Origin of the sequence: Pseudomonas sp. NBRC 100443, assembly GCF_030268185.1 — a bacterium.
Taxonomy (GTDB): domain Bacteria; phylum Pseudomonadota; class Gammaproteobacteria; order Pseudomonadales; family Pseudomonadaceae; genus Pseudomonas; species Pseudomonas citronellolis.
The window spans coordinates 360,108-372,444 of record NZ_BSQE01000002.1 but is presented as its reverse complement, the minus strand read 5'-3'; the positions used below and the strand labels follow the sequence as shown (position 1 = coordinate 372,444).

Sequence of the window (12,337 nt, the reverse complement as noted above, 5' to 3'; positions counted from 1 at the left end):
CTTGTTTTCCTGATCGGTGCTGGCTGGCTATATCCAGCCGTGGCTGATCGCGTGGCTCAAGGCTTGTGCGCGAGAGGTGACTTGGAGTTTCTTGTAGATATTCGAGAAGTGAAACTTCACGGTGGGCTCCGAGATAGAAATCAGCTGTCCTATTTCCCATGCTGTTTTCCCCATGGCGGACCACTTCAGTACCTCGAGTTCGCGGTCGGATAAAGGACTGCCACGGGCGTGCAGGCATTCGACCAACGCGGTCCGAATGGCCGGAGCTAAGGCACTGATAACGTATTTGTCTGTATCATCCAGTTGGTGGCTTTCCGTCAGGACCGAACAGATGACTGCCGAGTTTGTCTTCGCTGACTTCTGACAGGGTGGGGGAAGGTAGATGAACTCATGGAGGGACTTTCCTTCGGCGCTGCCATGGCCGATTGACTCCGGGCCCGGCGGCTTTGCCGCTTTCCACCAACGCGAGGAAGGGCTTTTCATTAAAGGGATCAATGAGCGTGGAGTGATATTGGACGCATAGGGCGGATGGCTCTCTGCAATGCCGTCCGAGTGGCGGGCCGACTCTATCGACAAAATAAGTGCTGGCGTTTCGCCTCCGCTTATCTGGAGAATGCTTACCTGGACCACCTCAAGGGCCTGGCGCATCCAGATAATGGCCTTTTCGACTGCGTCTTTGTTCTTCTCGGTAACACAGGTGATGACATGATCGGTCAGTGCTTCTTGGTCTTCTGGGCTCAACCATATTTTTGTCGTCTGTTTTTCTTTCATGGCAATGTCCCTTGCTGTTGTGTCCGATAGCTTTCCTTTTTCCGGGTTACAGACTGCCTTGCGGCGCCCTCAATGAAGAATTGCGTCGTTTCAGATTGTGGCAGGTCGGCGGATTTTTCAATTGACGACTTGCCAGGTGATTATCCACTTCTTTGTACGAAAAGTATTAGGTGTGTGAATTTTCTGTTTGGTTCTAATGGATAGGGATTACTGGGTGTAACTTTTTGAGGAGTTTTTAGGGTTGACCGTGAAAGTTCCTGTCTTGGATTGCAGCGTTTACCTTTCGTGTCGAAGAATTTTCTTGCAAGGTTGTCTGAGCCAACAAAATCTTCAACCTGTGGCTGCGGCATCTAAAGCCTTCTGGCTCGGCAGACGGGCGCGCATCGGGTAAGGTGCGCGCTTGCCTTGTCGTCCGGGAGGGACCATGTCGTCAGACCCCGCGCAGCCGCGCCTGCGCCGCGCCGATAACGATTCCCGCCGCGCCGCCCAGGTCCTGGGCCTGTGCCTGCCCGGCGACGTGGTGCTCTACCTGTTGCTGCCCATGTACGCCGCCGACTTCGGCGTCAGCCTGGCCCAGGCGGGCATCCTGCTGGCGGCCAACCGCCTGGTGCGCATCGTCGGCTACGGCTGGGTGGTGCGCTTCTACGCCCGCCACGGCGACCGCGCCACCTGCAGCCTGGCGGCCTGCGCCTCGGCGTTGTGCGCGCTGGGGTATGCGACGCTCTCCGGCGTCACCGCGCTGCTGGTGCTGCGCCTGATGTGGGGCCTGAGCTACGCCAGCTTCAACCTCAGCACCCAGACCCTGGCCACCGCCGAGGCCCAGGGCGCCGCGCGCCGCGCCGGGCGTTCGCGGGCGACCATTTCCATCGGGCCAATGCTGGCGCTGCCGCTGGCGGCGCTCATGGCCCAGGCCTGGGGGCCGCGCAGCGTGTTCTTCGTGCTCTTCGCCAGCGCGTTGCTGGGCCTGTGGCGGGCGCGCTCGCTGCCGGCCCGGGGGCACGACCTGCATACCCCGAGCGGGCGCCGCCTGCGCCTGCCGGACAGCATCGCCACCTGGTCCTTCATCGAGGGCGTGACCCTCGACGGCCTGTTCATCTTCGGCCTGTCGCTGTACGCGGAAAGCCACCTGGGCGGCACCGGCGTGCTGGTGGCGGGCATCCTGATGGCGGTGCGCTACCTCAGCGAGATGCTCTTCAGCCCCTTCGGCGGCCGCCTGGCCGACCACTTCGGCGCGCTGCGCATGCTGGTGACGCTGTCCCTGGCGACTTCGGCGGCGCTGCTGGTCTTCGGCAGCCACTGGCTGTTCGTCGGCGCCTTCCTGGTCCTGCTGCTGCGCGCCCTGCAGCTGCCGCTGGTGATGACCCTGGTGGCCCAGCGCAACCCGCAGAACCGCATCCAGGCCCTGGCCGGCAACGCCGTCTGGCGCGACATAGGCGCGGGCCTGGGGCCTATGCTGGCCGGCGTGCTGCTGCCGCTGGTGCCGGCCTTCTGGGCCTACGCCGGCGCCGCGGCGGTGCTGGCGCTCAGCGCGCTGGGGTGTGCCTGGCGGCGTTGAGCGTGTGGGTTCGATCGCGGACGGAGTCCGCTCCTACCCCTCCGGCAAACACAATGCCCGTAGGATGGTGTTGAGCGAAGCGATACCCATCGCCATGACCGCATGGGTTTCGCAAGCTCAACCCATCCTACGAAGAGCGCCCCGGCGCGGCCTGTAGGAGCGCGCCCTGCGCGCGATTCGCGGGCAGGGCCCGCTCCCAGGGAATGGTGCGGGCGGGGCGGCGTAGGAGCGGATCTCGTCCGCGATGCTCTAAGGGCTGGCTTCGATATTGACCGTGGCGGTCATGCCGGCGCTGAGGTGGATGTCCTTCGGCACCTCCAGCAGTTCGATGCGCACCGGGATGCGCTGGGCCAGGCGCACCCAGTTGAAGGTCGGCTCGACGTTGGCCAGCAGCTGGGTGTCGGGCAGGGCGTTGCGGTCGGTGATGCCGCTGCTGATGCTCTGCACCCGGCCCTTGAGCACGCGTTCGCCGCTCATCAGCGTCACCCGCGCGGGCTGGCCGACGTGGATGCCGGGCAGCTTGGTTTCCTCGAAGTAGGCGGTGACGTAGAACGAGCCCTGGTCCACCAGGGCCATGGCGGCCTGGCCGGTCTGCGCGTAGTTGCCCTGGGCCAGGCGCAGGTTGGTCACCTGGCCGTCGCGCGGGGCGCGCACCTCGCTGCGCTGCAGGTTGATCTCGGCCAGGCGCGCCGCGGCCAGGGCTTCCTGGTACTGGCTGTTGGCGATGTTGGCGTTGAGCTGCGCGGTCTCGCGGTCCTCGGCGCTGATCGCCGCGCTGGTCAGGCGCTTGCGGCGGTTGGCTTCGCTCTGCCGCAGCAGGTATTCCTGCTTGCGCGTCTCGGCCAGGGCGCGGGCCTGGTCGAGGTTGGCCTGGTAGCGGTCGCGGTCGATGCGCATCAACAGGTCGCCGGCCTTGACCTTCTGGTTGTCGACGATGGGCAGCTCGGTGACCCAGCCGGACACGTCCGGGGCGATCACCACCACGTCGGCGCGCACCCGGGCGTCCCGCGTCCAGGGCGAGAGCATGTAGTAGCGCCACAGCCAGAGCCCCGCCAGCACGGCGGCGGCGACCACCAGCAGGGTGGTCAGCACTCGCAGGAAGCCTCGCACGCAACGCTCCTCGTTATCCGTTGACGACGCCGGCGCACCAGGTGACGGCGGCCAGCAGCAGGGTGAACAGGGCGCAGTCGAACAGCGCCTCGTGCCAGATCCAGCGCCCCGCCGGCGTGGCCTGCAGCAGCTTGCGCAGCGCGATGGTCAGGGCCAGGGCGAGCAGCGCGTAGAGGAACATCGGGCTGACGTAGACGCCGCCCAGGGGCTGTTCAACCAGGGCCATGCTCGTCCTCCAGGCGGCACCAGGCGCGCCAGGTGTTGCTCAGCTGGCGCAGCGCGGCGCGGGCCAGGCGGTTGTTCTCGGCCAGGTGGCCGGGGTCGCTGCGCAGGGCGGCGTCCAGTTCGTTGCAGAGTTCGTCCAGGCGCGCCTCGCGCCCCGGGGCCGGGCCGGTCTGGAACAGGTCGCCCAGGTTGTCGAGGAAGGCCTGCCGGCGCTTGCGCAGCACGCCGCGGGCGCCGGCCAGGCAGTGGCGCAGGTGCAGCAGCTCGCTGCCCATGTCCAGCGCCAGCAGGCCGTCGAGCCAGCGCCGCTGCATGGCCTGGGGCAGCAGCGCGTAGTGCCGCGCCAGGCGGATCAGGCGGTCGGCCATGCGCCCGCCGAACCAGCTTTCCGCCTGCTCCAGCGGGTAGCGGGTGAGGCGCCCCAGGTCCAGCGCCATGGCCTGGCCCAGGCGGCGGATCACCCAGTCCGGCGGCAACGCCAGCAGGCGGAACACCATGGCGGCGAAGCCCACGCCGATGACCGTGGCCTGGGCCGAGTTGAGCAGGCTGGCGAAGTCGTAGTGCATGTCGTTGCGCGGCGCGATGAAGGTGATGAACTGGATGGCGAAGGTGGTGGCGGTGCCGATCAGCGCCGGCGGCCCGGCCATGCCCAGTGCGGCGAAGAACAGCGGCACGCCCAGGGCCATGCACAGCAGGGGGAAGCCGTTCCACTGCGGCAGCAGCCACTGGTCCACCACTATGGCGGCCAGCAGCGCGTAGAGGATGCCGCGCAGGAAGCTCATGCTCAGCTCCACGGCGTTGTCGCGGTTGGCGAACAGGCTGCAGAGGATGCCGGCCATGAGCATGCCGCCCACCGCCGCCGGCCAGGCGCTGGCCAGCCAGAAGGCGGCGATGCCCAGCAGCGCCAGGGCGCTGCGCAGGCCGTAGAACAGCGCCATCAGCCAGTCGCGGTGCCAGGACAGGCCGCTGCTGGCATCACCGCTGAACTCGCCGCTGGCCACCCCGGCGGCGGCCTTTTCGGCGGCTTCGACCTTGATCAGCAACACCGCGCAGCGCGCCAGGCAATAGCGCAGGTCGTTGTCCAGGGCCTCGTCGGCGCTGGCCTGCAGCAGGCGGTCGCGCAGCGCCTGCAACTGTTCGGGGGCGTGGCGCGGCAGCAGTGCTAGCAACTCGTCGAGCCAGGGTTGCAATTGCGCTTGCGCTTCGGGCGAGAGCACCTGCCGCTGGCGCGATGCCCCGCGGGCGGTGCGCAGCAGGCTCAGCACGTCGCGCGACAGGGTGCGCAAGGCCAACGCGCGACGCTGGCCCTGGTGCCCTTCGAACCAGGCGTGGTCGCGCTGGGCGTCGGCGGCGACGATCCGGCCGAGCAACTGGAGGATGCCCTCCGGCTCGCGGGCCTGGCCGCGCAGCGCGTTGGCCGCCGCCTGCAGAGCGGCGTCCAGGGTTTCGCGGGCGACCCGCGCGAGGTTTTCCTCGACCCGCTGCGGCCACAGGGTGGCGCTGACCACCGAGGCGCAGACGATGCCCAGGCAGATTTCCGTGCAGCGCGCCACGGCCTGGTCGAACACCTGCAACGGCACGTTGATCGCCGGCAGGGCGATGATCGCCACCGTGTAGCCGGACAGCACGAAGGCGTAGGAGACGTGGTTGCGCAGCAGGGTCGAAGCGGCGGTGCACAGGCCCATCCACAGTGCCACCACCAGCAGGAACAGCCAGGGCGTCTGGGCGAACAGGGCCATGATGAGCACCGCCATGCTGGTCCCGACCAGGGTGCCGAGCAGGCGGAACAGGCCCTTGGCGACGACCATCCCGGACAACGGCTGGGACACGATGAACACCGTCATCAGCGCCCATTGCGGCTGTTCCAGGTCCAGGCGGAAGGACAGCCAGAGGGCGATGCCGCCGGCCAGCAGGGTCTTGCCGGCGAAGCGCAGGGCAGGGCCGCTGGGGGCGATGAAGGCGGTCAGGGCAGGGCTGGCTAACACGGCGTCGACAGGCTCCGGCTGAGGCTTGCGGCCCGCTCAGGTGGCGCGCATCAAGGGCGCGCGGCCCCGTTATCGGGAAGCATAGTCGATGGGGGCGGTTCGCTTTGGGGCATGGGGGTTAGAGGGAAGGAGGTTGGCAGTGGAGTGCGGGTGGCGTCCGTTGCCCTCACCCCAGCCCTCTCCCGGAGGGAGAGGGGGCCGTTTGGAGCGGGGGGTGAGTTCGGAGTTGTCCTGTACTCCTCACTCCCCCCGCCATTCCCGCGAACGCGGGACGCGGCTCCATCACCAACAGCGCTTGCGCTGGCCCGAAGGGAAATAACCCAGTGCTTTGCACGTGGGTTCAGGGAATTTGGTGATTGCGCTTCACGCTGAACGGTTCCCTCTCCCGCTTGCGGGGGAGGGTTAGGGTGGGGGAGCGGAGTAGAGGTTTGGCAGTGGAGTGTCGGCGGAGCCCGTTGCCCTCACCCCAGCCCTCTCCCGGAGGGAGAGGGGGCCGTTCGGAGTGGTTGGCGAAGACGGAGTTGTCCTGGGACCCCTGTGCGCCCTGCGCGCGATTCGCAGGCCGCACCGGGGGCTCGCTCCTACGAAAAGCGTTGATAGCCGGCGGCGCGGGTCACAGCAGCAGCGTTCGGATGTCCCCCAGCAGTTCGCCCAGGCGTTTGGTGAAGCGCGCCGCGGCGGCGCCGTTGATCACCCGGTGGTCGTAGGACAGCGACAGCGGCAGCATCAGCCGCGGCTGGAAGGCCTTGCCGTCCCACACCGGCTGCATAGTCGCCTTGCTCACGCCCAGGATCGCCACTTCCGGCGCATTGACGATCGGCGTGAAGCCGGTGCCGCCGATGTGGCCGAGGCTGGAGATGGTGAAGCAGGCGCCCTGCATGGCGTCGGCCGAGAGCTTCTTGGTGCGCGCCTTTTCCGCCAGTTCGGCGGCTTCGGCGGCCAACTGCAGCAGGCTCTTGCGGTCGACGTCGCGGATCACCGGCACCAGCAGGCCGTCCGGGGTGTCCACGGCGAAGCCGAGGTGCACGTACTTCTTGCGGATCAGCGCCTTGCCGCTGGGGGCCAGGGAGCTGTTGAAGTCCGGCAGTTCCTTCAGCAGGTGCGCGCAGGCCTTGAGCAGGATCGGCAGGATGGTCAGCTTGGTGCCGGCCTTTTCCGCCACCGCCTTCTGCGCCACGCGGAAGGCTTCCACCTCGGTGATGTCGGCCGACTCGAACTGGGTCACGTGGGGCACGTTCAGCCAGCTGCGGTGCAGGTTGGCGGCGCCGACCTGCATCAGGCGGGTCATGGCCACTTCTTCCACTTCGCCGAACTTGCTGAAGTCCACTTCCGGGATCGGCGGGATGCCCGCGCCGCCGGCGCCTGCCACCGCGCCTTTCGGCCGTTGCAACTGCTGCTTGACGAACAGTTGCACGTCTTCCTTGAGGATGCGGCCTTTCGGGCCGGTGGCCTGCACTTCGGCCAGCTCGACGCCGAACTCGCGGGCCAGCATGCGCACGGCGGGGCCGGCATGGACCTTGGTGCCGTCGCGGCTGGGTGCGCCCACCGGTGGCGGCGCCTCTGTCTTCGCCGGCGCGGCGGCGGGCTTGGCTTCCGGCGCAGGTGCTTTCGTCGCTACCGGTGCCGAGGGTGCTGCTGCCGGGGCCGCATCGCCCTCGGCCTCCAGTTCGAGGATTTCATCGCCTTCCTTCAGGGTGTCGCCGAGCTTCACCTTGAGGGCCTTGACCACGCCGGCGGTGGGCGAGGGGATCTCCATGCTGGCCTTGTCGGATTCCAGTGTCAGCAAGCTCTGGTCGGCCTCGATGCGCTCGCCCACCTTGACCATCAGCTCGATGATCTCGCCCTGGCCGTTGCCGATGTCCGGCACGCGCACCGTCCGCACGCCGCCACCGCCGCTGGCCCGGGGCGCCGGCTCGGGCGCTGCGGCCGGTGCCGCCTTGGGTTCCTCGGCGGCCGGGGCGGGTGCCTCGGCCTGGGTTTCAGTGGCGCCACCCTCGGCCTCCAGTTCGAGGATTTCGTCGCCTTCCTTCAGGGTGTCGCCCACTTTGACCTTGATGCTTTTCACCACCCCGGCCTTGGGCGCGGGGATTTCCATGCTGGCCTTGTCGGATTCGAGGGTCAGCAGGCTCTGCTCGGCCTCGATCTTGTCGCCGACCTTGACCAGCAACTCGATGACTTCACCCTGGCCGTTGCCGATGTCGGGTACGCGGATCAGCTCACTCACAATGCTTCTCCTCAGCAGTCCAGGGGGTTGCGCTTGTTCGGGTCGAGGCCGAGCTTGACGATGGTCTCGGCGACCACCTTGGGCTCGATGTCGCCGCGGTCGGCCAGGGACTCCAGCGCGGCCAGGACGATCCAGCGGCGGTCCACCTCGAAGAAGTCGCGCAGCTTGCGGCGGCTGTCGCTGCGGCCGAAGCCGTCGGTGCCCAGCACCTTGTATTCCTTGCCCGGCACCCACTGGCGGATCTGCTCGGCGTACAGCTTCATGTAGTCGGTGGAGGCGATGACCGGGCCCTTGCGGCCTTCCAGGCATTGCTCGACGTAGCTCAACCTGGGCTTCTGCTCCGGGTGCAGGCGGTTCCAGCGTTCGGTGGCCAGGCCGTCGCGGCGCAGCTCGTTGAAGCTGGGCACCGACCAGACGTCGGCGCCGATGCCGAAGTCCTCGCGCAAAATCTTCGCCGCGGCTTCCACCTCCCGCAGGATAGTGCCCGAGCCCAGCAGCTGCACGTGGTGGGCGGCGCCCTTCCTGTCCTCCTCCAGCAGGTACATGCCGCGGATGATGCCTTCCTCCGCGCCGGCGGGCATCGCCGGGTGCGGGTAGTTCTCGTTCATCACGGTGATGTAGTAGAAGATGTTTTCCTGCTCCTGCAGCATGCGCCGCGCGCCGTCGTGGATGATCACCGCCAGCTCGTAGGCGTAGGTCGGGTCGTAGGTGCGGATGTTCGGGATCACCGAGGCGAGCACGTGGCTCTGGCCGTCCTCGTGCTGCAGGCCTTCGCCGTTCAGGGTGGTGCGCCCGGCGGTGCCGCCGAGCAGGAAGCCGCGGACCATGGCGTCGCCGGCGGCCCAGGCCAGGTCGCCGATGCGCTGGAAGCCGAACATCGAATAGAAGATGTAGAACGGCAGCATCGGCTGGCGGTAGTTGCTGTAGGCATTGCCGGCGGCGATGAACGAGGACATGGCGCCGGCCTCGGTGATGCCTTCCTCGAGTATCTGGCCCTTCTTGTCCTCGCGGTAGAACATCAGCTGTTCCCTGTCGACCGGCTCGTACAGCTGGCCCACCGAGGAATAGATGCCGAGCTGGCGGAACATGCCCTCCATGCCGAAGGTGCGCGCCTCGTCGGGGATGATGGGGACGATGCGGGGGCCCATTTCCTTGTCCTTGAGCAGCTGCGAGATGATCCGCACGAAGGCCATGGTGGTGGAGATTTCGCGGTCGCCGGTACTGTCGAGCAGGGCCTTGAGGGTGTCCAGCGGCGGCACCGGCACGCTGAAGGCGTTGCCCGGGCGGTGCGGCACCGAGCCGCCCAGCTCGGCACGGCGCTCGGCCAGGTACCTGGCCTCGGCGCTGCCGGGCTCGGGTTTGTAGAAGGGCACTTTCTCAAGGTCCGCATCGCGGATCGGGATGTTGAAGCGGTCGCGGAAGGCGCGCAGGCTGGCCACGTCTATCTCGTGGATGTTGTGGGCGATGTTCTTCGCCTCGCCGGTGCCGGTGCCGTAGCCCTTGATGGTCTTGGCCAGGATCACGCTCGGCTGGCCCTTGTGGTTCACCGCCGCGTGGTAGGCCGCATAGACCTTGTAGGGGTCGTGGCCGCCGCGGTTGAGGTTCCAGATTTCCTCGTCGGAGAGGTCCTTGACCATCTCCAGCAGCTCCGGGCGGGTGCCGAAGAAGTGCTCGCGCACGTAGGCGCCGTCCTTGGCCTTGTAGTTCTGGTAGTCGCCATCCACCGCCTCGTCCATCCGCGCTTGCAGCAGGCCGGCGGTGTCCTTGGCGAACAGCGGGTCCCAGAGACGGCCCCAGATGACCTTGATGACGTTCCAGCTGGCGCCGCGGAACACGCCTTCCAGTTCCTGGATGATCTTGCCGTTGCCGCGAACCGGGCCGTCGAGGCGCTGCAGGTTGCAGTTGACCACGAAGATCAGGTTGTCCAGCTTCTCGCGCCCGGCCAGGGAGATGGCGCCGAGGGACTCGGGCTCGTCGGTCTCGCCGTCGCCGAGGAAGCACCACACGCGCTGCTGGCCCGGGGGGATGAAGCCGCGGCTTTCCAGGTACTTCATGAAGCGCGCCTGGTAGATCGCCTGGATCGGCCCCAGGCCCATGGACACGGTGGGGAACTGCCAGAAGTCCGGCATCAGCCAGGGGTGCGGGTAGGACGACAGGCCGTGGCCGTCCACCTCCTGGCGGAAGTTCTCCAGCTGTTCCTCGCTCAGGCGCCCCTCGATGAAGGCGCGGGCGTAGATGCCGGGGGAGGCGTGGCCCTGGAAGTAGATGAGGTCGCCGCCGTGTTCCTCGGTGGGGGCGCGGAAGAAGTAGTTGAAGCCGATGTCGTAGAGCGTCGCCGAGGACGCGAAGGTGGAGATGTGCCCACCCAGGGACGGGTCCTTGTGGTTGGCGCGCATCACCATGGCCAGGGCGTTCCAGCGCACCAGCGAGCGGATGCGCCGTTCCATGAACAGGTCGCCGGGCATGCGTGCTTCGTGGGTCACCGGGATGGTGTTGCGGTACGGGGTGGTGATGGCGTAGGGCAACTGGGTGCCGGTGCGGCTGGCCAGCTCGCCCATGCGCGTCATCAGGTAGTGGGCGCGCTCTTCGCCTTCGCGGTCGAGCACCGACTCCAGGGCGTCCAGCCACTCCTGGGTTTCAACGGGATCGATATCGTGCATTGCGGAATACCTTGCCGGTTGCGATAGGTCCACGCTTGTTCAGCGCCCCGGGCAATCCCCCGGCCGAAGGGGCCGGAAAGCCGCTGGACCAATCGCCGGCAGGGCCGACGTCCCGGCTTGCGGGAGGCTGCTGGTCGCTGCGAAAGAAACCCGGGTGGTCGCTATAGCCTAGCTGGCAAGACGCGGGGCGCCACCGGCAATAAGTCGCAGAAGGCCCTTCAGGGCGCGCCCGGCGCTTCGTCGCGCAGCGCCAGGCTCAGCTCCTGCAGGCGCTGTTGCAGGGCCTGCAATTGCCGGGACTGCTCGCGGCCGTGCTGTTCCAGGCGCGCCAGTTCCTCGCCCTGGACCAGGTTGCGCTGCTCCAGCACCGAGCGGGCGCCTTCGGCCTGGGCCCGCTCCTGGCGCAGGGCTTCCATCGCCAGGGCGTGGCGGGCCAGTTGTTGCTGCTGTTCCTGCTGCTGGTCGCGCAGCAGGCGGGCCTCGGTGAGCAGGCGCTCGTTGTCGCGGTTCAGCCGCGTCAGCTCGTCCTGGCGCGCGGTCAGGTGCTGCTGCGACTGGCGCAGTTCTTCCGTCAGCTGCTGCAGCTGGGCCTGGTGCTGGCGTTGCTCCTGTTCCCGCTGTTCCTTCGTGGCCTGGCGCTGCTGCTCCAGGGCGAAGCGGGCGTGGTTGTGCTTTTCCTCCAGCGAGGCGATCTGCGCGTCACGCTCGCGCAGGCGGGTTTCCAGGTCGCCGGCGGCCTGGCGCAGGCGCGCGCTGGTCAGCTCGCCCTGGTGCTTCTGCTGGCGCGTCTGTTCCAGCTGCTCGCGGGTTTCCCGCAGTTGCGCCTCCAGCGCCTGGTTCTGCGCCTGCAATTGCTCGATGCGCGCTTGGGCGTTACTGATCTGCTGCTGATAGTCCAGGCGCTCGCGGGACAGCCGGGCGCGGTCCTCGGCCACCGAGTCGCGGGCTTCCTGCTGCAGACGCTCGGCCAGCTGAGTGACCAGATTGCCCAGTTCCTCGCTGAGGGAGAGGGGATGCCCGGTCGTGCCGCCGGCTTCCGCCTCCAGTTCCTTCAGGTAGCGGTGGATGGTGGTCTTGGAACCGGTGTTGCCCAGCTCGACGCGCAGGGCATCGATGCTCGGGTTTTCCCCGCGGGCCAGTATGGCCATGCGTGCTTTCTGTACCAGTGCCTTGTTGATTCCGCCCCGTGCCATGGCCGCTCCAGTGATTTCGTACCGTACTACGTAGCATGTAATTACATACTAAAAATACGCGATGCGAAAGCGCCCAATGCGCCGCCCCTGAGGGCGGCGCGTAGGGGGTGGGATTCGAAGGTCGATGAGCTGAGTGGGGCGGACGTGGCGCCGGTTCAGCGCCGGCGGCTCACCAGGCAGACGGCGGCCAGTGCCCCGCAGGTGGCGGCGAGGATGAGCGCGACCTGCCAGGGATGCTCGCTGGCATAGTCGCCGCCGCGGCGCAGCGCGCGCCGGCCCTGGTAGGCCAGGCGGTCGCCGATGGCCTGGCAGTCGTCGCTCAGGTGGCGCAGGCGCGCCTTGAACGCGGGGATGTCCTTGGCGGCCAGCTCGCGGCCGCCATCGAGCAGCGCCGTCAGCTCGTCGACCAGGTTCTGCAGTTCGGCCACGCTGTCGTGGCGGCGGGAGGGAAACCATCGATGCGGGGTCATGGGGTTCTCCTGTGGTGTCTTCGGGCGGCCTGGCCCGGGGCGTTGCCCGGCGCCGTCCGCGGTTGATCGTCCTCAGTAGGTTTAGCCGGTTTCCTTCGGCAGAGGCCGGCGCCCGACGAGGGTTCGGGGATTCGGATGGCCGCG

At 67.6% G+C, this 12,337-nt stretch carries 9 protein-coding genes; 1 reads left to right on the top strand and 8 read right to left on the bottom strand.

Translation table 11 applies throughout. From position 1 onward, the window contains the following. Nucleotides 1-27: 27 nt before the first annotated feature. Nucleotides 28-771, bottom strand: a complete 744-nt coding sequence (locus QSJ95_RS03775) for a response regulator transcription factor (protein WP_009622120.1) — start codon at nucleotides 769-771, stop codon at nucleotides 28-30. A 424-nt stretch (nucleotides 772-1,195) separates the two neighbouring features. Here QSJ95_RS03775 and QSJ95_RS03770 point away from each other — a divergent pair, with 424 nt between their 5' ends. Beyond that, entirely contained in the window at nucleotides 1,196-2,326 is a 1,131-nt protein-coding gene (locus tag QSJ95_RS03770; protein WP_009622118.1) for an MFS transporter, read from the top strand. 249 nt (nucleotides 2,327-2,575) lie between these two features. Here QSJ95_RS03770 and QSJ95_RS03765 read toward each other — a convergent pair whose 3' ends face one another. The 7 genes from QSJ95_RS03765 to QSJ95_RS03735 form a co-directional block, all read right to left on the bottom strand. After that, nucleotides 2,576-3,436, bottom strand: a complete 861-nt coding sequence (locus QSJ95_RS03765) for an efflux RND transporter periplasmic adaptor subunit (protein WP_061561729.1) — start codon at nucleotides 3,434-3,436, stop codon at nucleotides 2,576-2,578. A gap of 13 nt (nucleotides 3,437-3,449) precedes the next feature. Beyond that, the gene (locus QSJ95_RS03760) at nucleotides 3,450-3,662 is read right to left on the bottom strand and encodes a DUF1656 domain-containing protein (RefSeq protein WP_009622113.1); all 213 of its coding nucleotides are present in this window, start codon (nucleotides 3,660-3,662) and stop codon (nucleotides 3,450-3,452) included. Further along, entirely contained in the window at nucleotides 3,649-5,646 is a 1,998-nt protein-coding gene (locus QSJ95_RS03755) for an FUSC family protein (protein WP_082033886.1), read from the bottom strand. Before QSJ95_RS03755 ends, QSJ95_RS03760 begins: the two co-directional genes overlap by 14 nt. Before the next feature lie 613 nt (nucleotides 5,647-6,259). After that, nucleotides 6,260-7,870: a dihydrolipoyllysine-residue acetyltransferase gene (gene aceF, locus QSJ95_RS03750; protein WP_285640166.1), complete on the bottom strand. Its 1,611-nt coding sequence runs from the start codon at nucleotides 7,868-7,870 to the stop codon at nucleotides 6,260-6,262. 11 nt (nucleotides 7,871-7,881) lie between these two features. Then, nucleotides 7,882-10,530: a pyruvate dehydrogenase (acetyl-transferring), homodimeric type gene (gene aceE / locus QSJ95_RS03745; RefSeq protein ID WP_069865059.1), complete on the bottom strand. Its 2,649-nt coding sequence runs from the start codon at nucleotides 10,528-10,530 to the stop codon at nucleotides 7,882-7,884. Between the two features lie 218 nt (nucleotides 10,531-10,748). Continuing rightward, nucleotides 10,749-11,723, bottom strand: a complete 975-nt coding sequence (locus tag QSJ95_RS03740; protein WP_285640163.1) for a DNA-binding protein — start codon at nucleotides 11,721-11,723, stop codon at nucleotides 10,749-10,751. A gap of 155 nt (nucleotides 11,724-11,878) precedes the next feature. After that, on the bottom strand, nucleotides 11,879-12,193 hold the full coding sequence (locus QSJ95_RS03735) for a hypothetical protein (RefSeq protein ID WP_043317688.1): 315 nt from the start codon (nucleotides 12,191-12,193) through the stop codon (nucleotides 11,879-11,881). Nucleotides 12,194-12,337: the final 144 nt, after the last annotated feature.